General features: G+C 70.0%; 11 protein-coding genes and 1 pseudogene. 6 read left to right on the top strand and 6 right to left on the bottom strand.

Features of this window, described 5'->3' with window-relative positions:
* Nucleotides 1-48: 48 nt before the first annotated feature.
* The 3 genes and pseudogenes from AB0L60_RS33750 to AB0L60_RS33760 form a co-directional block, all read right to left on the bottom strand.
* Entirely contained in the window at nt 49-6090 is a 6042-nt protein-coding gene (locus AB0L60_RS33750) for an amino acid adenylation domain-containing protein (protein ID WP_364622552.1), read from the bottom strand.
* Nucleotides 6091-6175: 85 nt separating this feature from the next.
* A pseudogene (locus tag AB0L60_RS33755) lies at nt 6176-6364 on the bottom strand (DUF1501 domain-containing protein); the annotation flags it as partial.
* A gap of 183 nt (nt 6365-6547) precedes the next feature.
* The gene (locus AB0L60_RS33760; protein WP_364622555.1) at nt 6548-7420 is read right to left on the bottom strand and encodes a class I SAM-dependent methyltransferase; all 873 of its coding nucleotides are present in this window, start codon (nt 7418-7420) and stop codon (nt 6548-6550) included.
* Nucleotides 7421-7485: 65 nt separating this feature from the next.
* On the opposite strand from AB0L60_RS33760, the gene AB0L60_RS33765 reads away from it, so the two are divergent.
* Together AB0L60_RS33765 and AB0L60_RS33770 are read left to right on the top strand one after the other, a co-directional pair.
* A complete protein-coding gene (locus AB0L60_RS33765) occupies nt 7486-8193 on the top strand; it encodes a haloacid dehalogenase type II (protein ID WP_364622558.1) in 708 nt (235 codons plus the stop codon).
* Between the two features lie 56 nt (nt 8194-8249).
* Nucleotides 8250-9593, top strand: coding sequence for a TerD family protein (locus AB0L60_RS33770; protein ID WP_364622560.1), 1344 nt, complete (start codon nt 8250-8252; stop codon nt 9591-9593).
* A gap of 192 nt (nt 9594-9785) precedes the next feature.
* Here AB0L60_RS33770 and AB0L60_RS33775 read toward each other — a convergent pair whose 3' ends face one another.
* Nucleotides 9786-10880: a TerD family protein gene (locus AB0L60_RS33775; RefSeq protein ID WP_364622562.1), complete on the bottom strand. Its 1095-nt coding sequence runs from the start codon at nt 10878-10880 to the stop codon at nt 9786-9788.
* Nucleotides 10881-11163: 283 nt separating this feature from the next.
* Here AB0L60_RS33775 and AB0L60_RS33780 point away from each other — a divergent pair, with 283 nt between their 5' ends.
* The 3 genes from AB0L60_RS33780 to AB0L60_RS33790 all read left to right on the top strand — a co-directional run bounded on the left by AB0L60_RS33780 (nt 11164) and on the right by AB0L60_RS33790 (nt 19623).
* Nucleotides 11164-11796 carry a GNAT family N-acetyltransferase gene (locus AB0L60_RS33780; protein WP_364622564.1) on the top strand — a complete coding sequence of 211 codons (633 nt, stop codon included), beginning with the start codon at nt 11164-11166 and terminating at the stop codon, nt 11794-11796.
* A 100-nt stretch (nt 11797-11896) separates the two neighbouring features.
* Entirely contained in the window at nt 11897-18235 is a 6339-nt protein-coding gene (locus tag AB0L60_RS33785) for a beta-ketoacyl synthase N-terminal-like domain-containing protein (protein ID WP_364622567.1), read from the top strand.
* Entirely contained in the window at nt 18232-19623 is a 1392-nt protein-coding gene (locus AB0L60_RS33790) for an aminotransferase class I/II-fold pyridoxal phosphate-dependent enzyme (RefSeq protein ID WP_364622570.1), read from the top strand. The genes AB0L60_RS33785 and AB0L60_RS33790 overlap by 4 nt, the downstream gene beginning before the upstream one ends.
* Here AB0L60_RS33790 and AB0L60_RS33795 read toward each other — a convergent pair.
* Nucleotides 19596-20870, bottom strand: a complete 1275-nt coding sequence (locus AB0L60_RS33795; protein ID WP_364622572.1) for an MFS transporter — start codon at nt 20868-20870, stop codon at nt 19596-19598. The genes AB0L60_RS33790 and AB0L60_RS33795 overlap by 28 nt on opposite strands.
* Nucleotides 20871-20961: 91 nt before the next feature.
* Between AB0L60_RS33795 and AB0L60_RS33800 the strand changes: the two genes are divergently transcribed.
* On the top strand, nt 20962-21858 hold the full coding sequence (locus tag AB0L60_RS33800) for a LysR family transcriptional regulator (RefSeq protein WP_364622575.1): 897 nt from the start codon (nt 20962-20964) through the stop codon (nt 21856-21858).
* Here the strand turns inward: AB0L60_RS33800 and AB0L60_RS33805 are convergent.
* Nucleotides 21827-24115, bottom strand: a complete 2289-nt coding sequence (locus tag AB0L60_RS33805; protein WP_364622578.1) for a molybdopterin-dependent oxidoreductase — start codon at nt 24113-24115, stop codon at nt 21827-21829. The genes AB0L60_RS33800 and AB0L60_RS33805 overlap by 32 nt on opposite strands.
* Nucleotides 24116-24354: the final 239 nt, after the last annotated feature.

Below are 24354 nucleotides of genomic sequence, written 5' to 3' on the forward strand. Positions count from 1 at the left end.
CAGTGCCAACGCAGGCGGCGGGCTTTGATTCCGAGCGCGCGATCCGGGTCACAGCGGCGGCGGGAGGAAGCCGGTGGCGACGTAGTAGTCGAGGTAGCGCTTCAGCGTCACACGGTCGGCGCCGGGACAGGGGGAGTCCGGATCGCTCGGGGCCCCGGTCACCTCGGCCGAATAGTTCAAGGTGAGTGCGGCCGCCCGCACCAGCAGGTCATCGGCTCCGGGTTGCTCGGCCGCGGTCAGCAGCGCGGTCGCGAATTCCGCCGGGTCGACGAGGTCGATCCGATAGCCCCGGCCCAGGAGTTCGTCGCGAATGGCTTTGAGGGACAAGGTCCTTCTGGGCAGCAAGCCGACGGTGCCGGGCCCCGAGGGCTCCGCGGCCGCGGCCACGATGGCAGCGGCCGCCTGGTCGACGGGCAGCATGGCGACCTCGGCGTCCGGCAGCTCGGGTGCGAGGCCGAGAACCAGCATGGCGCGCAGCATGGTCCACCAGGCGTCGTCGGTGCCGGCGGCGCCGGTGCGGGAATCGCCCGTGATCAGGCCGGGGCGGTAGACGCGAGCGGGCAGGCCACGGTCGGCGGCGGTCCGGACGAGGTGTTCGGCAACCCATTTCGTAGCGACGTAGCCCGGCAGACCGTGCGGGAGCGGGGCGGCGGCGACCGAGGCGGTCGAGATGTAGTGGACCGGCTTGCAGCGACCCGTGGTGGCCAGCCGGAGGACCTCGACGGTGCCGCCGACGTTGGCGTCGCGCATGCGGCTATACGGCTCGAGGTGGTTGACGAGGGCGGCGTTGTGGTAGATCACGTCGATCCGCAGGGTCAGTTCGGTGAAGTCCGCCGGGGTCAGGCCGAGCCAGGGTCGGGCGAGATCGCCGGGGACAGCGGCGATTCGATCGATATCGGCGGAGATGTCGATGCCGAAGCGGGTGGCGTTCGCGGAGATCCGATCGCGGGCGGCGGAGGCATCGCGGGCGCGTGTCAGGCAGTAGATGATGGCGGAGGTTCGGTCGAGCAGCTCCCGCAGCAGGAAGATGCCGAGGAATCCTGTTGTGCCGGTGAGCAGAATGGCGGCGGGCTCGCCGGGACGCGGCGCGGAGAGGCCCGCGGCGGTGATCTCCGGGACCAGGGCCGTGTCGGCCGAGGGGTCGGGTTCTTCGCCGGTCGGGGCCGAGTCCGGCCGCAGCGCGGCGGCGAGTTCCCGGACCTGTGGATGGGCGAAGAGGTGAGCGAGCGGCACGGGAAGGCCGAGCCGGTCGGCCAGGGCGGCGCGAACCCGGATGGCGGACAGGGAGTTTCCACCCAGGGCGAAAAAGTCGTCCTCGCGACCGACCCGATCGATGCCCAGTTCCGCACTGAGCACATCCGCAATGACCAGTTCTTCGGGTGTCTCGGGCGCACGGTATTCCCGCACCGGGAGTATGGGATCGGGCAGCGCGGCTCGGTCCAGCTTGCCCGTCGGTCCGAAGGGAAAGGCTTGGACCACGGTGAGCTGGGCCGGAATCATGTAGCCGGGCAGCAGCTTTCGGGCCGTCGCGAGCACGTCGGCGAGGTCGGGGGCGACCCCGCCGGTGCGCAAGTATCCCACCAGCCGGTCACGGCGGATCGCCACAACGGCCTCGACGACGGTGGGGTGCGCGCGCAGTGCGGCCTCCACCTCACCGGGTTCGATGCGCAGGCCGCGCAGCGTGAGCTGGAAGTCCGTGCGGCCCAGGTATTCCAGGCCACCGCGATGGGTACGCCGGACCAGATCGCCGGTCCGGTACATGCGCTCGCCCGCCGTGGTGAAGGGATCGGCCACGAAGTGATCCGCCGTGGTGCCGGCCTGTCCGAGGTAACCGCGGGCGAGTTGAGCACCCGCCACGTACAGCTCCCCGGGCGTGCCCACGGGCACGGGGTGCAGCCGGGAATCGAGGACGTAGGCGCGCGAATTCCAGTGCGGCGCACCGATGGACACCGGTGCGTCGCCCACGTGTGTGACTTCGGCGCCGGTCACGCAGATGGTGGCCTCGGTGGGCCCGTACAGGTTGTGCAGCCGGGCCGGGCCGGCGGCGGTGAACCGCGCGATCAGCTCGGCGGGCAGGGCTTCCCCACCGGCCCACACCACACGCAGTGCCGCGAAGGCTCCCGCCGGAGCATGGTCCAGCAGCGCGCGCAGCAGAGACGGCACGGCGAGGAAGGCCGACACCCGGTGGCGTGCCATGAGATCGGCCAGGTGCTCGGGATCGGTGCGGCCCGGACCCGACGGGATCACCAGGTGCGCGCCCACGGCGAGCGGGACCGTGGCACCGATCAGAGAGGCGTCGAAGGTGGCGGGCACCAACTGGAGATAGGTATCGCGTTCGGTCAGCTGGTACTCGGCAGTGAAGAACGCCATGTAGCCGGTGAGGGCGGCATGCGGGACGCCGACGGCCTTCGGGCGGCCGGTGGACCCGGATGTGAAGATCACATAGGCGAGGTCCTGATCGCGCAGCGGCCGCAACCGGTCGGCGTCGGTCACCGGATCGGCGGAGAACTCGGACAGTTCAGCGGAATTCAGAATATCGGCGGTCACCGTGCACACCGGCGCGGCCGCGGCCAGCATGGCCTCGATCCGGTCGGCGGGCTGGCCCGGGTCGATCGGCATGAACGCGCCACCGGCCTGCGCGATGGCGTAGAGGCATACCACCAGATCGGGGCCGGGATCCAGCGCCGCGCCGACCCTGGCGCCGGGACCGACGCCCAGCCCGATCAGCTTGCGTGCCAGGCGATTCGACCGCTCGGCAAGCTCACGGTAGGTCAGTGCCACACCGTCTCCGGTCACCGCAATCGCGTCGGGTGTTCGGTGGGCCTGGTCGGTGAACCGGTCGAACATGAACCTGTGTGGCACTGCGTGATTGGGCCCGGCCGTCGCGAAGGTCGCGAGTTCGGCAGCCTCGGTGAGCGGCAGGTCCCCGACTGCCCGCTCCGGGTCGGCGGCGACCGCGGCGAGCAGCACGGTCAACCGCCGGCCGAGCCGGACGATGGTCGGATCGTCGAACAGATCGACGGCGTACCGCCACGAACAGTTCAGTCCCGCAGCGCCTTCGGCGTCGCGCTGCGGAACGACGGTCAATTGCAGATCGACAGGTGAGAAGGTCTCACCGAGATCGGCCGCGGTGACCGTCAGACCGGGCAGCCGCAGCACCTGAGCGCCGAATTCCTGGAAGGACAGAGCCACTTGGAACAGCGGGTGATGCGCCCGGCTGCGCGGCGGGTCCAGGTCGGCCACCAGCCGTTCGAAGGGCAGTTCGGCATGGGCGAGGGCGGCCAGGTCGATGTCGCGCACCCGGTCGAGCAGGCGGGCGAAGCTCTCCGCCGGGTCGATTCGGGTGCGCAGGACCAGGGTATTGACGAACATGCCGACCACATCGTCGAGTTCGGGTTCGCCGCGGCCCGCGACCGGCGTGCCCACCGCCACATCCGTGGTCCCGGCCAGCCGGGCCAGCACGACCGCCAGCGCCGCGTGCAGCAGCATGAACACCGAGGCGCCGCGCGCACGGGCCAGTTCCTCCAGCGCCCGGTGCAGGGTGGCATCCACCCGGAAGTGCTGGGCCGCACCGTGATGCGACGCCACCGGCGGGCGCGGGCGATCGGTGGGCAGGTCCAGCAGTGGGGGCAGGCCCGCCAGCGCCTCGCGCCAGTACCGCAGTCGAGTCGCCAGCAGTGAGCCGGGATCCGATGCCACGCCCAGCAATTCGCACTGCCAGATCGCGTAGTCCGCGTACTGCACGCGCAGTGGCGGCCAGCCGGGCGCCGTACCGCGGGTACGGGCGGCGTAGGCGGTCATGAGGTCGCGGGTGAGCGGGACCATGGAGGAGCCGTCCGCGGACAGGTGGTGGATCACGACGGCCAGCACATGCTCGTGGTCGGCGATCCGGAACAGCCGCACACGCACCGGGACCTCGGCGGCGACGTCGAATCCCGTGCCCGCCAACGCGATCAGCCGCCGCCGTACCTCGGACTCGACGATGTCGACCGGCGCCAGATCCCACTGGACCGTGGCGGCGGGCCGGATGTCCTGATGGCCGGTGCCGTGGTGCTCGGGATAGCTCGTCCGCAGCGCCTCGTGCCGGTCGAGTAGATCACGCATGGCGAGTTCCAGAGCCGCCGTGTCGAGTTCGCCGGACAGGCGCAGTGCGAACGGGATGTTGTAGGTCGCCGATCCCGGGTCCAGGCGCGCCAGGAACCACAGGCGCTGCTGTGCCGGCGACAGCGGCGCCCGGGTCGCGCGGTTCGACCGCACCGTCAGCGGCCGCCGGTCGCCGGCGTCGAGCCCGTCGACGGCCGCCGCCAGCTCGGCCACCGTCGAATACTCGAAGATCAACTGCACGGGCACCCGGGTGCCCCGATCCGCACCCAGGCGTCCGGCCAATCGGATGGCGAGCAGGGAGTTTGCGCCGAGTTCGAAGAAGTCGTCGGCCGCGCCGATCCGGCCCACCCCGAGCAGTTCCGTGAAGGCGGCGGCCACGGCACGTTCGGTGGCGGTCGACGACGGCCGGTACGGGCGCGCGGCGACGGTGGGCTCGGGCAGGGCGGCCCGATCCAGCTTGCCGGACGGAGTCAGCGGAACGGCGTCGATCACGGTGAGGGCGGCGGGGACGGCGTGACGTGGAAGCTGTTGCCGCGCATACTCGGCCAGGCTCGCGGTATCCACGACCGCGTCCGATGCGGGCACCACGTACGACACCACACCATCGGCCCCGCTGCGCAGCCGGCGCACGAGAGTGATTGCGAAGGCCACGGATTGGTGTGCCGACAGGACGGCGTCGATCTCATCGAGCTCCACCCGGATGCCCCGGAGCTGCACCTGCGAATCGTTGCGGCCCAGGTATTGCAGCACCGGGACACCGGCACGGCCGCTGATCCACCGCACCACATCACCGGTCCGATAGAGGCGCTCCCCCTTGCCATTCGGGTGCGCCACGAAGCGTGCGGCGGTCAGCCCGGGACGCTCGTGATACCCGCGTGCCAGACCCGGCCCGGCCAGGTACAACTCACCGGCCACCGCCGTCGGCACCGGCCGGAGCCGGGCGTCCAGGACGAGCGCGGTCCCCCCGGCGATCGGGCCGCCGATATCGACGGTATCCGCGGTGGTCAGCGCGGCGCTGATGGTCGCGGCGACGGTGGTTTCGGTCGGGCCGTAGAGATTGAAGAACGACCGTCCCGGCGACCAGCGTGCGACCAGATCCGGCGGGCACTCCTCGCCGCCCGCGATCACCACCGCCAGATCGGGCAGCCCGCTCGCCTCCAATCCCGCCAGGGCGGCCGGGGTCAGGAAGGCGTGCGTCACCCGCTCGGCGCGCAGCAGGTCCGCGAGTTCGCCACCGCCGTAGCAGTCCGCGGGCGCGAGCACCATGGTCGCGCCGGCTCCGACCGCCAGCAGCAGTTCGAGCACGGCGGCGTCGAAGCTCGGGGAGGCGAAGTGCAGGGTGCGGGACTCGGCGGTGACGGCGAAGCGGCGGGACTGCTCGGCGCAGAGCCCGGCGAGGCCGGAATGTGTGACGGCCACGCCTTTCGGGGCCCCGGTCGAGCCGGAGGTGTAGATGACATACGCGATGTCCCCGCCGTGCAGGCGGCGGGTGCGTTCGGTGAAGTGCAGGGATTCCGCCGAGGCGTCGGCCACGAGCGTGGCGCAGTCGGGCGCGTCGAGTTCGAGCCAGTCGAGGGCAGCGCCGAGCCGGTCGCGCAGTGCGGCCAGGGTGAGCCCGCAGCGCGCGCCCGCGTCGGCGAGCATGTGCGCCACCCGATCCGGCGGATAGCCGGGGTCGACCGGTACGAAGGCCGCCCCCGATTTGGCCACCGCCCAGACCGCGACCACCGCCTCGGGCGAACGCGGCAGCGCCAGCACCACCCGATCGCCCGGACCCAGCCCCCGAGCCACCAGCACCCGCGCCAGGCGGGTGGATCGCTCGTCGAGCTCGGCATAGGTCAGCGACTGCGCGCCCGCGCGCAGTGCGATCCCGGACGGATTACCCTCCGCCGCTGCGGCCAGCAGCTGGGACAGCAGTCGGATCCGTGGGTGGCGGCGGCCATGCGTGTTTCTCGCCCGGCCCACCGCAGAAACATCGGCGCGCACCGGTTCCTACTCTCAGCCTCGATTCGCCTTCCCACACGAGCGAAGTGAATACCGCGTTCCGGGCCGGTCGGCAACACGTACGGGTGTCGAGATCAGTGAGGCTGGGCTCGTCGCCGTGGAAGCCGCCCGCCACCGACGCCCCGGCCAGGAAGACGGGTCCGGCGGTGCCGTGATCGGTGCCCTGCGAAGCATTGGCGGCCACCCGGCGGCCGAACTCGCTGTAGGCCATCAGCACCACATCGCGGCCGCGCGGATGCGTGGCGAGGTCCTTCAGGCCGTCTGCCAGATGTCCATGGAACGGAAGTGGCTGTGGTCGGGTTCTGGATACCCGACCCCGCGCACAATGGCGAGGGTGCGGTCGCGCCACAGGCCGGACAGGCCACTCCGCAGACTTGCCCAATGTCCCCGGGTATCGAGCGCCCGCTCGGCGGGCCCGGCGCGGAGTTTCAGGCAATCTTCAGTCCCCGGCCGGCCCGCGAACCGCGTGCAGCAGCGGCGCGCGACCCCTCCCGGGCGGCAGATCGGCCAGCGGTTCGCCGAGGTACTCCTCGAACAATCCCGACAGCGACCGCAATTCGACCGTATCGAAACCCACTGAGCGCAGCAGGTTCTCGATCTCCTCGGGTTCGAAGAAACTCAGCCACGGCTCGTTCAGCGCCGCGATCCGCTCGGCCCGCGCCCGCACCTCCGCGCGCTCCTCGTCCGTGTTCCCCCCGCTCAGGTAGTCGAGCACGACATGCACCGGCTGCCCCTGACCCGCGATGAACCGCAGGGTCTCCTCGATGGCGGCCCGGGTCAGATACATGACCACACCGAGCCAGACGAACACCGCCGACCGCTCCCGATCGAACCCGGCGGCAGCCAATCCCCCTGCCAGCGTGCCGGTTTCGAAATCCACCGGCACGAACGTGAGCGACTCCGGAATCTCGATCCCGGCCTGCGCGAGCATCTCACGCTTCCACTCCTGCGTGTCCGGATGGTCGACCTCGAACACCCGCAAACCGGGATACGGATTCCGATACCCGAACGTATCCAGCCCCGCCCCCAGAATCACCACCTGCGTGGTCCCGTCGGCCACCGCCGCGGCCACCACGTCCTCGGCGAATCGAGCCCGAGCCGCCAGGAAATACCGGCGCACCCGCTGCCGCGGATCGTTACCGCCCGGCCGATCCAGGGTCGCGGTATCCAGATCCCCGATCCGATCCGCCGTCATCCCCAGAATTCGCGCAGCCAGCGGATCGGTGAACACCCGAGGTTCCCCCGAAAGCTGGTGATGGGCCCGCGCATACGCGGTGGCCAACGCCGTCCTACTCGCCCTACCCGTCTCCATGGGCTCAGCCTAGAACCGTCCCCGGCCGTCGGAACTATGACAAACAACTCGCCTAGTCTTCGGCTGTGGACGTATCGAGCCCGAAGGCGCTGTTGTTCGACGTACAGGGGACCGCTACCGATTTCCATTCGACCATCCGGCGGGCGGCCGAGGCCGCGCTCGGGGGTGAGCGGCCGGGAGAGGACTGGGGCGCGTTCGTGAACGAGTGGCGGGCCGCGTATTTCGCGGCGACGTCGCAGCGGCCGGAGCACGGGCCCTGGGTGAGCGTGGCCTCGGTGTACCGGCAGACGCTGGACCCGCTGCTCGAGGCGAGGGCGATCTCGATCGGGGCGCCGGAGCGGGACGAGCTGGCCCGGGCCTGGGCTCGGCTCGACCCGTGGCCGGATACGGTGGCGGGGCTGCGGCGCTTGCGGGAGCGGTTCACGCTGGCGACGCTGTCGAATGCGGATGTCAGTGCCGTGGTGGAGATTTCGCGGCACGGGGAGCTGCCGTGGCATGCCGTGTTCGCGGCGGAGATGGCCGGGGTGTTCAAGCCGGATCCGCGGACCTACCGCCTCGCGGCACGGTATCTGGGGCTGGAACCCGCCGAGATCATGATGGTGGCCAGCCACAAGTACGACATCCGGGCGGCCGGCGAGCTCGGATTCCGGACGGCGTTCATCACGCGTCCCCTGGAGTACGGCGATCCCGAGCTCGGCGATGCGGAGTTCTCGGATGAATTCGATATCAATGCAGTGGATTTCCTCGACCTGGCCGATCAGCTCGGCTGCTGAGGGCACCCCGGTCTCCTACAGTGGCAAGTGGGCGTCTCGATACGGGAGGATCGGCCTTGTCAACAACGCTTGTGAAGGGTCAGAACGGACCGCTCACCGCGCCGGAGTTGGTGGTTTCCGTCCGGGTCGCGGCGGCCGCCGCGCTGTCCGCGCTGCTGGTGACCGAGCACGGGAAGGTGCGCTCGGACGCGGATTTCGTGTTCTACAACCAACCGGCCGGGCCCGGGGTGCGGCTGCGGAACGGGGAGGCGGGGCAGCCCGCCGAACTGTCGGTGGCCCTGACCCAGGTGCCCGCCGACATCACCCAGATCCGAGCGGTGATCACCCTCGACGAGGCCGGGTCCACCTTCGGCCGCATCGCGCCGCCGATCGCGCTGGTCTCCGATGAACACGGAAACCCGCTGTACGAGTACAAGATCGAGGATCTGCAGAGCGAATCGATCGTGATCGCGGTCGAGCTGTACCGGCGCTACGGCACCTGGAAGGTGCGCGCGGTCGGCCAGGGCTATGCGGGCGGCTTCGCGGCCCTGGTCACCGATCACGGGGTCACCGTCGAGGAAGCGCCGCCCGCCGAGACCCGCACCGCTCCCCCGCCCCCGCCGCCGTCCCCCACGGCCTACCCGCCGCCGGTCGAGCCGACCTATGTCACGCCGAACTCGCCGTATCCCACTCAGCCGCCGCCGAACTCGGCATATAGCACTCAACCGCCACCACATTCACCGTATCCCGCTCAGCCCCAGCAGAATTCGGCTTATCAGGTCCCGCCGCCCCCGAACCCCGCACCGCCGGCCGGTGACGGCGGACTCTCACGCGGGCGACCGGTGAATCTGTCCAAGGGCCAGCGCGTCACCTTGCGCAAGGACGGCGGTGTCGCGCTGACCCGGATTCGGATGGGGCTCGGCTGGGATCCCGCCCGGCAGGGCGGTCTGTTCGGGCGGCGACCGGTGAACATCGACCTGGACGCCTGGGTGGCCATGTTCGCCGACCGGCACCTGGTGGACGTGGCCTACTACGGGCAGCTGACGTCCAAGGACGGCTCCATCCGGCACTCGGGCGACAACCTGACCGGTGAGGGCGCCGCCGGGGACGACGAGGTGATCCTGGTCGACCTGAGCCGGGTGCCACGCCAGGTGAACACCCTGCTGTTCATCGTCACCTCGTACCAGGGCCACACCTTCGAGCAGGTCAGCAATGCCTACTGCCGGCTGGTGGACGACACCACGCAGGCCGAGCTGGCCCGGTACGCGCTGGCGGGTGGCATGCCGTTCACAGCGATCGCCATGGCCAAGGTGTTCCGCGCGAACGGCGAGTGGGCCCTGCAGGCCATCGGAGAGGGCTTCCAGGCCAAGCATCCGGGCGAGGCCGTCCCGCAGCTGGGCCGGTTCATCACCATCTCCTGAGAGCACAACGCCCGCCGGAAACGGGGCGCGCCCGGATTGGACGCGCCCCGCCCGAACCGAACCGGGAATCAGGCGCCGTAACGCAGCACCACGAAGTTGTCGCCCTGCGCCCCCCGGATGAACCTGTTCACCCGCGGCACACCGGCGACTCGCCGGAAAACTCGGCCGGGCGAACCGGCCGAGGTCCGGAACTCAGAGGAACTTACCGACCTGTGACGCCGCCTCGACCGGATGTCCGGCCTGGATCGGGTGACCGAGCGCCTGCACCTTCCAGATGCCGTCCTCGCGGTGCACTTTCGCCACCACCATGCCGGTGTGCGGGCCGCCCGAGCTCAGGTTGGAACGGGTGAGCTCGGCGCTGTTGGTGCCGTCGATCAAGCGCCAGAAGGCATTGCGCACCCGCTCGAAGGTGTGCCCCGCATAGGAGGTGATGACGAAGACGATGGCGGTGACGTGCGAGCCGACCCGGGTCAGGTCGACCGTGATGACCTCGTCGTCGCCCTTGCCCTCACCGGTGAGATTGTCGCCGGAGTGCCGGATGGCGCCGTCCTTGGTCACCAGCTGACCGTAGTACGCCGCGTCCACCAGATCATGCCCGGCGTACACCAGGGCCGAGGCGTCCAGATCGATCTCGACCGGGCGCGAACCCCATTTGTGCTGCACATGGACGGGATCCCAGCCCAGCCCCATCTTGACGAAGCTCAGGTCGGCGCCCTGCCGCCGCAGCGCGACGGTGTCGCCGACCCGCAGCACCGGCGCGATGACGGGTGCGGCCGAGCGCACCGGCTGCGGCGAGGTGCTGATCGACACGCCGTGATCGGCGAGCAGTGCCGCGAAGCCGCCGGGATGGCCGAAGCCGACCGCCCGGGCGTACCAGCCGTCGGCGCCGCGGTCCAGATCCACTGCGGCCACCGTCGACTCGTTGCCGAGGCCGTCGATCACGTACTCGTACAACGGGATTCCGCGTTCGTCGGCGATGCCTATGTGCGGTGCGGGATAGTCGCCGAGGCGGCCGTCGCGGTCGTCCAGGGTGACCACGATGCGAATGTGCGCCACCCCCTGCGGTACCGACGCCAGGCTGACGGCGACGGCGTTCTGCCCGGGCACCAGCTGGATGCCGGGGCCCGCGGGTTGGTTGTAGAAGATCAGGTCGTTGTCGTCTCGGACGGCGCCCAGATCGGTGAGAAGCAGCGCGGCCAGATCGATACCCGCGCTGAAGTGCACCGTCACGGTGATATCCGCGACGCCCAGTTCACCTGTCTGCCCTTGGGTTAGAAGTGCGGCCACGCTCCCACTTTATGGGAACCATGGGTCACCCGGGCGAAACGAAGCGATATCGCTTTTACGCGCGCGAACCTTAGGACATGTCACAGCGTCAGGCCATACCCCGGTGAATCGTTTTATGCCACAACACGAATCGGTCGCATGATCAGTAACTTACGAGTACCCTACTCGACAGTAGCCTGCGGGGCTATCGTCCAGTAGGGGACACGCAGGCACCACTGGACACCAGCAGACTGTCCATCATCGGGGTCGGGCGCCGACGGGCATGAAAATGTAAGGGACTGTTTTGGTTCAGTCGGATGCACCGGTCGTTCGCCGCGCCACCGAAGCCGACATCGAGGACATGGTCCGGGTGCTCGCCCTGGCCTTCGAGTCCGACGATCCGATCGAGGATTATGTCTTCCCCGATCCCGTGGTCCGCCGTCGGCGCGCGCCCGGCATGCTTCGCGTTCTGATCAAACACCGCTACCTGCCCGCCGACGGCGCGCTGGTGGCGGAGGTGGACGACCGGATCGTCGGCGTGTCGCTGTGGATTCCGGACGGCTACCGCAATTCGGCATGGCGGGAAGCCATTTCGGGCCCCCAGCTGCTGTGGGCCATGGGCGTCGGCGCGACCAAGCGCGGTATCGAGGTGGATGCCGCCATCGCCCGTACCGCACCCGTCGAACCGCACAACTATCTGGTCTATCTGGGCGCGGAACCCCAGGCGCAGCGGGCGGGTGTGGGGCGCGCGCTACTGGCGCGGCTCACCGCCGAATCCGACGCGCACGGGCGCGCGCTGTGCGGAATCTGCAAGGACGAGAACGTCGCCTACTACGAGGCGATCAATTTCGAGCAGGTCAGCCGGACCCGAATCGGGAGTAGTGGTCCGGACATGAACTTCGTGCTGCGTCAGCCGACGCGCGTCAGCGCCGGCTGACGTGGGCAGCGGACGCCCGGATCGTGGATCACGACCCGGGCGGCTCCGCATTGCCTCGGGGGGATCGCCAGGTTCGTTTCAGTTTTGCCGAGGAGACGTAGTGTCTGACATTGCCATTGTCGGAATCGGGTGCCGCTACGCCGGTGGTATCGATTCACCGGAATCGTTCTGGGACTTCATCATCAACAAGGGCGACGGGGTCGTGGAGATCCCGTCCGATCGGTGGGACTACCGCCGCTTCTACGACCCGGACAAGCGCACGCCGGGGCGCATGTACACCAAGCGCGCCGCCTTCATGACCGGCGATCCGTGGGCCTTCGACCCCGAGTTCTTCGGCATCTCACCGCGCGAAGCCGCCGCCATGGACCCCCAGCAGCGGCTGGTGCTCGAGGTCGCCTGGGAGGCACTGGACGACGCGGGCATCGCCGGTCACGTCTCGGGTGCGCCCATCGGCGTCTACGTCGGGGCCTTCACCCTCGACCAGATGGGCACGTCCCTGACCAATGCGACGCTGCCCTGGGTGGACATGCACACCCCCGCGGGCGCGTCGTACACCATGATCTCCAACCGGATCGCGTACGCGCTCAACATGATCGGCCCCGCCCTGACGGTGGACACCGCGTGCTCGTCTTCGCTGGTGGCCTTCCACCTGGCCTGCCAGGCGCTGGAGAACGGCGACTGCACCGTGGCGCTGGCCGGCGGCGTCACCCTGATGCTGCAGCCCGAGACGTTCGTGTCCATGTGCAAGGGCGGCTTCCTGGCCGCCGACGGCCGCAGCAAGCCCTTCGACGCGAGCGCGGACGGCTACGGGCGCGGCGAGGGCTCGGGCATGGTGGTCCTGAAGCGGCTCGAAGACGCCGAGCGGGACGCGGACCGGATCTACGCGGTGGTCAAGGCTACCGGGTCCAATCAGGACGGGCGCACCACCGCCATCACCGTGCCCAATGCCGATTTGCAGGAGGCCCTGGCGAAGTCGGTGACCGAGCGGGCGGGCATCGCACCGCACGAGGTCACCTACGTGGAGGCGCACGGGACCGGCACGCCGGTCGGTGATCCGCTCGAGCTGCGGGCCATCGGCCGCGCCTACGGACGGGTCGCGGAGCGCACCGGTCCGCTGGGCGTGGGCTCGGTGAAGGCGCAGCTCGGGCACACCGAGGCGGCCTCGGGCATCGCCAGTGTCATCAAGTCGGCGCTGGCCATCACCCATCGCACGATCGCCCCGCAGGGCTGGCTCGACGAGCCCAACCCCGACATCCCCTTCGACGAGCTCGGCCTGGCGCTGCAGCTGGAGGCACAGCCGGTCGCGCCGGAGACGCGAATGACCATCGCGGTCAACGGCTTCGGATACGGCGGCACCAACGCGCACGCCATCCTCCAGGAGTACATCCCGGCGGAGGCGCCCGTCCATGAGCCCGGACACCATGGCGTACTGCCGATTTCGGCCCGCAACGACGCGGCCGCTCGCGCCCTGGCACGCGGCTTCGCCGAACTGATCGCGGCGGGCGCCGACCCCGCCCGGCTGGCCGAGGCGGCGTGGACGCGCCGCCACCATCACCCCGTGCGCGCCGGCCTGACCTTCGGTGACGACGCCGAGCTGGTGCGGGCCCTGGTGGACTTCGCCAATGGCGAGGGCCGCACCGCCAAGGTGATCACCCGCAAGGTGCCCGAGCCGGTCTTCGTCTTCACCGGCATGGGACCGCAGTGGTGGGCCATGGGCCGCCAACTGCTCACCGCCGGTGGCACTTTCGCCGCCGCGGCCGAACGGATCGACGCCGTGTTCCGGGAGATCTCGGGCTGGTCCATCGTCGGGGAACTGCTGCGACCAGAGGAGGAATCGCGGGTCACCTCGACCGCGGTCGCCCAGCCCGCCAACTTCCTGATCCAGGTGGCACTGGTCGCGCTGCTCGACGAGCTCGGCATCCGGCCCGCCGCCGTGGTCGGCCACAGTGTCGGCGAGGTATCGGCCGCCTACGTCACCGGGATGCTCTCGCTGCGGGACGCGCTGCTGGTCAGCTATCACCGGGCGCGATTGCAGGCCACCACGGCCGGTTCGGGCGGCATGCTCGCCATCGGCCTGCCGCGGGCCGCGGCCCTGGAGCTGATCGAGGGTGATGAGCTGGTCAGCATCGCGGCGGTCAACAGCCCGAGCGCGGTGACCCTGGCGGGCAATGAGCAACGGCTCGACGAGATCGCCGAATCCCTCACCGAGCAGGGCATTTTCGCGCGCAGACTACAGGTCGAGGTGCCCTACCACAGCTATCTGATGGACCCCATCCTCGATGAGCTGCGCACGGCGCTGGCCGATCTGGCGCTCGCCGATCCGCGAATTCCCCTGTGGTCCACCGTGACCGGGACCCGCGTCGGCGCGGGTGACTGGGATGCCGAGTATTGGTGCGCCAATGTGCGGCAGCCGGTGCGCTTCGCCGACGCCGTCACCGAGCTGGTGGGCGCGGGCAGCCGGGTGTTCCTGGAGGTCGGCCCGCATCCGGTGCTGGGAGCCAACATTCGCGAGATCCTCATCGGGGCGGGCGAGACCGGGACCACCGTCGCCACCCTCAATCGCAAGCAGGCCGACTACGAGAGCGTCCGGCAGACCGTCGCGGGCCTCTACACCGCGGGCGTGCTGGATATCGACGCCCTATTCGGCGCGGTCGTCACCCCGCACGTGGACCTGCCGCGCTATCCGTGGCAGCGCACCCGGCTGCGCGTCGAACTGCTGGGCGTGCAACAGCTCAAGTACGGCACCCCCGGCGGCTACCGCATGCTCGGCGATCCGACGCTCGAGGACCCGACCACGGCCTGGCGCATCCAGCTCAGCGTGGGCGATCTGCCGTGGCTGGCCGACCACGTGGTGGGCGGCTCCCGGATCCTGCCCGGCGCGGCCTATCTGGACGCGGCGCTGAGCGCGGCGGCGCTGCGCACCGAGTCCACCCGGGTGGCCGTCGAGGATGTCCGCTTCCTCGCGCCGCTGGTGGTGGACGAGGGCATGGCGCCGGTGGTGGAGCTGCACGTGGAGGAATCCACGCGGCGGTTCACGATTCGCTCCCGCGAGCCCGCTAGCCTCAACTGGACCATCAATGCCACCGGCCGGCTGGTCGAGGGCGTGTACGAGCCGAGCAAGGCCGACCTGCCGGCGCTCGAGGAGATGCTCGCCATCGACCCGGACGCCTATTACACCGCCTTCGCCGCACGCGGCCTGGACTACGGCCCGGCCTTCCGCCGCGCCACCGAGCTGCGGGTGTCCGGCAATACCGTGGTCGCCACCCTGGACGGCGCCATCGCCCGCGACAGCGGCCACCTCGCCCACCCGGCCGTGGTCGACGCGGCCGTGCAGTGCTTCGGCGCGGTCCTCGCCGCCGCGCCGAATACCGACCGGGGCGCGCTGGTTCCGGTCGCGGTGGAGGGGGTGCGGGTGTTCGCGCCCATCCCCGACCAGGTGACCGTGGTGGCGCGGCTGCACAGTGGTGACAATCTGACCTGCGACTACGACCTGCTCGACGCCGAGCGGAACGTGGTCATGCGGATCATCGGGCTGCGGCTGGGTGCCATCAACCCGGATCGCGGTGCGCTGCAACGGCTCACGGACTACTTCTACGAAGACCGCTGGGACATGCGGGAACCCGTGGACACCAGCGCGCTGCCGTCCCCGGAGACGGCGTACACCCTGGCCATCGACCTCGCCACCGAGGCCGGTCCGCGCGCCGGTTTCATCGCGGGCACGACGGCCCACGGTGAGGTGCTCGCGGTCGGGGATCCGACCCGCGAGGACCTGGAAGCCGTGGTGCGCGAACGGCTTCAGCAGATCGTGGCGCTGAGCGGCGTCGAGCGCACGCACGTCGTGCTGGTGGCGGGTTCGGAATACACCGACCTGGACGCGCTCTGGACGCTGCGCCGGATCGCGGTGACGATCGAGGGCTTCCTCGAGGACTGGCTGCAGCAGCGCGGCGACGAAATCCCCATGACCGGTGACGGTTCCATCCACGTCTCCCTGGTCACCGAGCGCGCCTTCGCGCACCCGGACGAGGATGCCGCGCCCGACCCGTCCCACGCCGCCCTCGCCGGCGCCCGCCGGGTGCTGCTCAATGAGCAGTCGCGGCTGCGCTGGCGGCTGATCGATGTGGATCCCGAGGTGGCCGAGGCGGATCTGGCCGCCGAGCTCGCCATCGCGGGCGCCTTCACCTACGACCATTCCGACGAGGTGGTGCTGCGCAATGGCCTGCGCTGGGTGACGGTGGTCGCCGCCACCCTGCCGGACCGGCTCGAAGCCCTGGACCGGGCCGAACCGCTCACCGATCCGGAGGCGAATTTCCGTCTGGAGCTGCCGAAGTCGCGGGTGCTGTCCCGGCTGGCGTGGCGGCGCTGCGACCGGCGCGCCCCGGGGCCGACCGAGGTCGAGGTGCGGATCCTGGCCATCGGCCTGGGCTACAAGGACCCGCTCAAGGTCATCGGCGTGCTCGGCGAGCGCGAGATGGCGGGCACCTTCTACGGCACCGAACCCGGCATGGAGGCCGACGCCGTCGTCGTCCGCGTCGGTGCGGAGGTCGACAATGTGGCCGTCGGCGATCGGGTGTTCCTGACCTCCAAGGCCATGATCTCCCGCTTCCACACCACCGACGCGGACCTGATCACCCCGGTTTCCGACAGCACCGAGGTCGGCCAGTGCACGAGCACCGTGGCCTTCGCCACCGCCGAGCACTCGCTGCTGGAGCTGGCGCGGGTGCGGGCCGGCGATGTGGTGCTGGTGCACGGCGCGGCGGGCGGCGTCGGCTCGGCGGCGGTGCAGATCGCGAAACTGCACGGGGCCACCGTGATCGGCACCGCGGGCAGTGACGAGCGCCGGGCCTACGTCCTGTCGCAGGGCGCGGACCACGCGCTGGACTCCCGGTCGCTGAACTTCGCCGACGACGTCCTCGGCCTCACCGACGGCCGCGGCGTGGACGTGGTGATCAGCACCGCGCCCGGGGAGATCCTGCGCCGGAACTTCAAGGCGGTGGCCGAGTTCGGGCGCATCGTGGAGATCGGCAAGGCCGACATCTACACCGGCGGCGTGCTCGACCTGGGGTACTTCGACAAGAACCTCTCCTACCACTCCTTCGACCTGGACCGCATGCTCGCGTTCAAGCGCAGGCTCACCGGAGAACTCGTGCAGGGCGTGCACGAGAAGCTGGCCGCCGGGATCTACCGGTATCTGCCCTACGAGCTGTACGACAGCGCCGACGTGGCCAAGGCCTTCGAGGACGTGGCCCGGTCGGCGCACTTCGGCCGCATCGCGGTGAGTCTGGAATCCGAAGCGCCGCAGGTGCGCCCGATGATTCCGGCGGTCACCGTGGATCCGGCGGCGCAGTACCTGATCACCGGCGGCTTCGGCGCCTTCGGCCTGGCCATGGGCCGCTGGCTGGTCGGGCTGGGCGCCCGGCGGCTCACCCTGCTCGGGCGCGGCGGCCCGCGGACCGAGGCCGCCCGGACCCAGCTCGCACTCTGGCGGGAACAGGGCGTCGAGGTGGTCGAGGAACGGGTGGACGTCACCGACGCCTACGCGATGACCGCGGTGATCGCGCGGGCGCACACCGCCGAGCACCCGCTGCGCGGCGTCTTCCACACCGCGGGCAGCCTCGACGACAAGCGCGTACCCGATATGAGCCGGGACAGCCTCGCCACCGTGTATCGGCCCAAGGCCGAGGGCGTGATCGCGCTGCGGCGCGGCATCGAGGCCGCCGGGGCCGAGCTCGACATGTTCGTGCTGTTCTCCTCCGGCAGCTCCATTTTCGGCAGCATCGGCCAATACGCCTACACCGCCGCCAATCTCGCGCTCGATGCCACCGCGGACGTGGTGGCGCGGCGGGGCGGCACCGCGCTGTCGGTCGGCTGGGGCCACATGTCCGGCGGCGGGATGGCCGAGGACGAGTACGTGTCCCGCTACCTGCGCACCGCCGGATTCGATCCGATCAGCATGGAGGAGGGTGCCGAATACCTGGAGAAGGCACTGGAACTCGGCATCCACCACCACGCCTCCATCATTCCCATCGACTGGTCCCGCGTGGCCGCCACGGTGTCCTGGTACGCCATGACCGGGCGCACCGCCGAGCGCATCGCCGCCGCGGTCGAGGACAATTCGGCCGCGTCGCATCTGGTGGCGGCGCTGCGCGAGCTCGACGAGCAGAAGCGCGCCGACGTGGTGGCGCACATGCTGGCCGAACAGCTGGCGGTGGTCATGGGCGTCGACGCCGACTCCATCGATCTGACCGTACCGGTGCCGGAACTGGGCCTGGACTCGCTGATGGCGGTGGAATTCGGTGCGCTGGTGAGCAAGACGCTCGGCGTGGACCTGATGTCGATGAAGGTCGGCCGGTCCTTCACCCTCCAGCAGGCCGGCGCCCGCGCGGCCGAACTCTTGATCGGCGGCGACGCGGCGGCCAGCGGACAGGCGGTGCCGGCATGACCGAGTCCGCACGCGATCTGGCCCGGAAACTCCTGGCGGGCAATGGGATCAAGGAGACGACGGCCACGGGTACCGCGGCACCGCACCCGGTGTCCACCGGGATCGCACCGCCGGGCCGGGCCGCGGCCGCGCGCACCCCACGCGGTCCCGGCCGTCAGTTCGCCGATCACCCGGACGTCGCCGCTGCCGTGGTGAAGCGCGCCGCCATCGGCGCGCTCTACGGGCAGTCGGGGATGCCGAACCCGGTGTTCCTGCCGCGAACCAGCCCGAACGACACCGTGATCCGGGCTCTGGACACCGACCTGGTGAATTTCAGCGCCTACAACTACCTCGGGTTGTCCAGCCACCCCCGGGTGGTGCGGGCCGCCAAGGACGCGCTCGACCAGTACGGCGCGTCCGCGTCGGCCAGCCGGATCGTCTCCGGCGAGATCCCGCTCTACGGCGAACTCGAACAGCGGCTGGCCGGGATCTACGACGTGGGCGACGCCATGGTGACCACCAGCGGCTATCTCACCAATGCCGGGGTCATCGGCTTCCTGCTGCGCGAGGGCGATGTGGCCTTCTGCGACAGCCTGATTCACGGCAGCGTGGTGTCGGGCACGCAGTGGGCGGGTTGCCGCCGGATCAACTTCCGGCACAATGACCCGGACTCGCTGCGGTCGGTGCTGAAGATGTCGCGCACCGGATTCGACCGGGCGCTGGTGGTCATCGAAGGCCACTACTCCATGGACGGCACCGTCGGCCGCGTTGCCGAACTGGCCGCCGTCGCACGGGAATTCGACTGTGCGGTCATGGTGGACGAGGCCCATTCGCTCGGCGTCCTCGGATCCACCGGGCACGGCATTCGCGAGCACTACGGCATGGCCGGCGCGGATGTGGACATCTGGATGGGCACGCTGTCCAAGGCGCTGGGCAGCGTCGGCGGGTTCATCGCCGCCGACGCCGATCTCATCGGGGCGATGAAGTCGAGCGCGCCCGGCGTGGCCATGCTGACCGGCGGGCCCGTGCCCTCGGGCATCGCCGCGGCGCTGGCCGGGCTGGAGGTGCTGGAGGCCGAGCCGGAGCGGGTCACCCGGCTGTGGGAGAACGCGCGCCTGTTCGATGCCGCGCTGCGGGAGCGGGGGCTGAATCTCGGTGACTCCCAGGGCACCCCGATCCTGCCGGTGATCGTGCCGGGCGAGATCCGGGCCGGATTCGTCTCGGCCCACCTGCTCCAGCACGGCGTGTACGCCGGGGCCATCTCGGCCCCGGCGGTCCCGGTGGGCAAGGAGCGGCTCCGCTTCTTCATCACCTCGGAACACACTCGGCAGCAACTGCTCTCGACGGCCGACCTGCTCGCCGAGGCGATTGCCATGTCCGGTCAGCTGCCCGCCGACATAATGGGCTGACGCACACCGGCGCGCTGTGGGCGGAGTGCGAACACCGCCCACAGCAGCAGGCCCAGCATGGTTGCGGCGACACCGATCTCGCACACCAGCGCCCAGCCGCCCGCCTCGTAGGCCACCCCGGCGGTCACCGAACCGGCCACACCGCCCAGGAAGTAGGTGACCATGTACGCGGTCGTCAGGCGGCTGCGCGCGGCGGGATCGAGGGTGTAGATGGCGCTCTGATTGGTCAGATGCGCACCCTGGATGCCGAAGTCGAAGATCACCAGCGCGGCGATCAACGCGACCACGTTGTGCCCGCCCCAGGCCATCAGCGCCCAGCTCGCCAGCAGCACCAGCCAGGTCAGCGTGGTGACGCGGCGCAGGTGCCCGCGATCGGCCATCCGCCCGACCACCGGCGCGCCCAGCGCCCCGACCACACCCGCCAGACCGAACAGACCGATGGTGAATTCGCCGTAGTGGTAATCACTTCCGTGCGACCCGGACAGCAGGAACGCGATGGCCGTCCACACCGCCGAGAAGCAGGCCATGAGGATGAAACCCAGCATCATGCGCTGCCGCAGCACCGCGTGCCGGCGGATCAGACCCAGGATCGAGGCCAGCACCTGCGGGTAGCTCTCGCCCGTGGCCGCCCGCGGCGTGGCGGGCGCGAGCAGGTACACGCTCACCGCCATCACCACCTGCAGTCCGGCCGCCACCAGCAGCACCGCCCGCCAGCCGCCCAGCTGCGCCACCGCCCCGGACAAAACCCGCGACAACAGGATTCCCAGCAGCAGTCCGCTCATCACCGTGCCGACCACCTGCCCGCGCCGGGCCGGATCGGCCAGCGCCGAGGCCCACGGCACCACCACCTGCGCGGCCGAGGCCGCGACACCGGTGGCCACCACCCCCGCGAACAGCACCGCGAAATTGGGTGCGAAGGCCGAAACCAGCAGGGCCGCAACCGAGGCCAGCAGCAGCACCGGGACCATACGGTGGCGGCGCAGGAAGTCACCCAGCGGCACCAGCAGGGCCAGGCCGCACAGGTAGCCGATCTGCGCGGCGCTGACCAGCAGGGCCGCCGTCGCGGTGGAGATGCTCAGATCCCCGGCGACCTGGTGCAGCAGGGGTTGCAGATAGTAGTTGCCGGCCGCGGAGGAGCCCGCGGTCACGGCGAACACCAGCACGGTCGTCCGGGTCAGCGCCGCGCCGGGTGTGGTCGCGGTGCCGGGCGCGGGCCGGGTGGGGGCCACGGTCATCGAATCAGTCACCAGTCCATGGTGGGTGCGGCGATGGATCAACAAAAGCGATGGTTTTCGATACTGTCATCTCTGAGATAGATGGCATCGGTAGGCTCGGAGTATGGAGTTGCGTCAGATCGAATGCTTCCTGGCCTGCTGCGACCATCGGTCCTTCACCGCCGCGGCCCGCGCTCTCAGCCTGGTCCAATCGGCGGTCTCCACCAGCGTCGGCAAGCTCGAACACGAACTCGGGGTGCGCCTGTTCGACCGCACGCCGCGCACCCTCGAGCTCACCGAGGCGGGCCGGGCCATGGTCGCTCCCGCCCGGACGCTGCTGCGCGCCCGGCGCGACATCGTGGACGCCATCGACGCCGCCCGCGGCGAGATCCGCGGCGAGGTGGTCGTCGGCAATCTCATGAACATCCACAATTTCGACCTGGCGGGCATCATCGCCCAACTGCACCAGCGGTTTCCGGCAGTGACCCTGCAGATGCGGCAGAGCATCTCCGGTGTCGCGGGCAATGTGGCCGGGCTGCGCGACAATTCGCTCGAGCTGGCGCTGCTGGCCGGCATGAGCAGCGAATTTCCGGGCATCACCACGCATCTCATCGCCGAGGAGACCCTCGTGCTCTGCACCGGGCCGGACCATCCGCTGGCGGGGCGTCCGTTCCGGGCCGCCGACCTGGACGGCGTGCGCTACATCGATTTCCCTCCGGGCTGGGGCATCCGCACCATCGCCGACGAGCTGTTTCCGGGCCGCGTTCCCGTGATCGAGGTGGCCGACCAGGCCTTCGCACTGGAATTGGCCGCCAAGGACTTCGGGATGGTCCTCATCCCGAAATCCGTCGCGCTGCTCTCCCCCGGCGTGCCCCACTCCGAATTCGCACCCCGGCCGCTGCCCTGGAAACTGTGTGTCGGCCATGCCGCCCAGCGCACGCCGTCCAATGCGGCTCGCACCGTGATCGAGGCCCTCACGGACGATGGACTCAGGAACCGGCGATCGCGGGCGGGCCGGTGACGGTCAGCGGCGGGACCGGGCCGGTATGGGGCTCGATCTCCACCAGGCACAGCTGACCGGTGCAGCCCTGACTCAGGCGGGAGGTGCCGCGATCATCGGTCAGCGCGTTCGGGTTTCCGTGGCGGCAGCAGGCCGGGTCGGCCGGGTCGGGGTCGTACCAGGCGCCGGTCGACAGCTGTGCGACGCCGGGACGTACCGCATCGCTGATAACCAGTCCAGCCAGACAACTGCCGCGGTCGTTGAAGATCCGGACGATGCCACCCGCGGCGAGTCCGCGGGCGGCGGCGTCGTCGGGATGCAGCCGGACCGGTTCGCGGCCGGAGATTTTCGTGGACTGGCTGTGCGCGCCGATATCCAGCTGACTGTGCAGCTTGGTGCGGGGCTGGTTGGCCACCAGCTGCAGCGGGAACCGCGCCGCCAGCGGGCTGCCCAGCCACTCGTCGGGCTCGAGCCAGACCGGATGTCCCGGGCAATCGTCGTAGCCGAAGCCCGCGATGGTCGAGGAGAAGATCTCGATCCGGCCGCTCGGGGTGCGGAGCGGGTGCGCCGACGGGTCGGCCCGGAAGTCCGCGAACGCGATGTGCTCCTCGGCCTCGATGGGCAGGTCTATCGACTCCCCGGCCCAGAACGAGTCGTAGTCCGGCACCTCGTGACCGCGGTCGTACAGCCGCTCGCGCCATTCGTCGTAGAGGTGGCGCAGCCACTCCCGCGTTGTCCGCCCCTCGGTGAATTCCTTTCCGAAGCCCAATCTTTCGGCCAGCTCGCCGAACATCCAGTAGTCGTCACGGGCCTCGCCGTGCGGACGGGTCAGGGCCGGCATCGGGAACAGGAAGCGGTCGCCCTCGCCGGAGCCGTAGTCGTCGCGTTCGATCGTCATGGTCGACGGGAGCACGATGTCGGCGTGCCGGGCGGTGGCCGTCCAGAACGGATCGTGCACCACCACGGTGTCCGGACGGCCGAACGCGGTGCGCAGCCGGGCCAAGTTCTGGTGGTGATGGAAAGGATTGCCGCCGGCCCAGTAGACCAGCCGGATGGTCGGATACGTCCGGTGCTCGCCGTTGTATTCGTAAGGCGCGCCCGGATTCAGCAGCATGTCCGCGATACGCGCGACCGGAATGAAGTCATCGACGCCGTTGACGCCCTGGGGCAGGCGCGGCGGCGACGTGAGTCGCACGGCCAGACCGACATTCGCGGCCGACCCGTAGCCGTGGCCGAATCCGCCTCCGGGCAAACCGATCTGGCCGAGCATGGCGGCCAGGACCACACCGAGCCACAGCGGTTGCTCGCCGTATCGGGCGCGTTGCAGCGACCAGCTCACCGTGACCAGCGTGCGCGTGCCCGCCATCTCCCGCGCCAGCGTGCGAATCCGTTCCGCGGCAATGCCGGTGATCGGCTCGGCCCACTCCGGATCCTTGACGACGCCGTCGACCGCACCGCGCAGATAGCCGGCGAAGCGCTCGTAGCCGACGGTGTAGCGGTCCAGGAACGCGTTGTCCGCCAAGCCTTCCGCATCCAGCACCTGGGCGAGCGCGAGCATCAGGGCGGTATCGCTGCCGGGCCGGGCGGCGATCCATTCGGCGTCCGCTTCGGCCGGAATATCGTCGCGCAGCGGCGAGACGGTGACGAACCGGCAGCCGTTCTTCCGCGCCGTCTCGATCCAGCCGCGACCGTTGTGCCGCGAGACTCCGCCCGGCGACACCGCTGTGTTCTTCGGCGACAGTCCCCCGAACGAGACCACCAGCCTCGAATGCTCCGCCAGCACCGATTTCGTCGTTGCGCGCGACATGATCGTGCCCATATCCGCGAGGATGTGCGGCAGCAACACCGTCGACGCGCCCAGGCTGTAGCTGTTGCGGTGCGAGACATACCCGCCGAGGCAGTTCAGGAAGCGGTGAACCTGGCTCTGCGCGTGATGGAATCGCCCGGCACTGGCCCAGCCGTAGGAACCGCCGTACACCGCCGTCGGTCCGAATTCGCGGTACACCCTGGACAATTCACCGGCCAGCAGATCCAGCGCGGTGTCCCAGGACACCGGCACGAACTCGTCGGCGCCGCGCGCCGCGGGTCCAGGACCGTTCTCGAGCCAGCCCTTCCGTACGTAGGGCTGCGAGATGCGCGCCGGATGATGTTGGGCCGAGGCCACATTCTCGATCAGCGGGGTGGGTTCCGGATCACCTCGCCAGGGTCGCACCGCGGTGAGCCGGTTCCCATCGCTGCTCGCCTCGAAAACGCCCCAGTGGGTGAGATGCGTGGCCATTCGACCAACATACGCCCGGCAGACCCGGCCGGCTCGTTCGGCGACGCCCCGGTGCGGCTCGGGAACAGCTGCACAGCCATGTCGAAAACACTGCGCGGTAACGGATTACGCGGCCGATGAGCCGTACCGCGACTACTCGCGGGCGGTCCACGCAGATCCGGCGGGCGGTCCACACAGATCCAGCGGCCCAGCCGGGTTGCGCAATCGATAACTCGGAGTACGCTCATTTTTGAGTCCAC

Origin of the sequence: Nocardia sp. NPDC051981, from assembly GCF_040680715.1 — a bacterium.
In the GTDB taxonomy this organism is placed as follows: Bacteria; Actinomycetota; Actinomycetes; order Mycobacteriales; family Mycobacteriaceae; genus Nocardia.

Bases quoted from the DNA above. Each gene is read 5' to 3' on its own strand.
- AB0L60_RS33805 (WP_364622578.1), bottom strand. From the start codon at position 24,115: ATGGCCACGCATCTCACCCACTGGGGCGTTTTCGAGGCGAGCAGCGAT.
- AB0L60_RS33760 (WP_364622555.1), bottom strand. From the start codon at position 7,420: ATGGAGACGGGTAGGGCGAGTAGGACGGCGTTGGCCACCGCGTATGCG.
- AB0L60_RS33800 (WP_364622575.1), top strand. From the start codon at position 20,962: ATGGAGTTGCGTCAGATCGAATGCTTCCTGGCCTGCTGCGACCATCGG.
- AB0L60_RS33790 (WP_364622570.1), top strand. From the start codon at position 18,232: ATGACCGAGTCCGCACGCGATCTGGCCCGGAAACTCCTGGCGGGCAAT.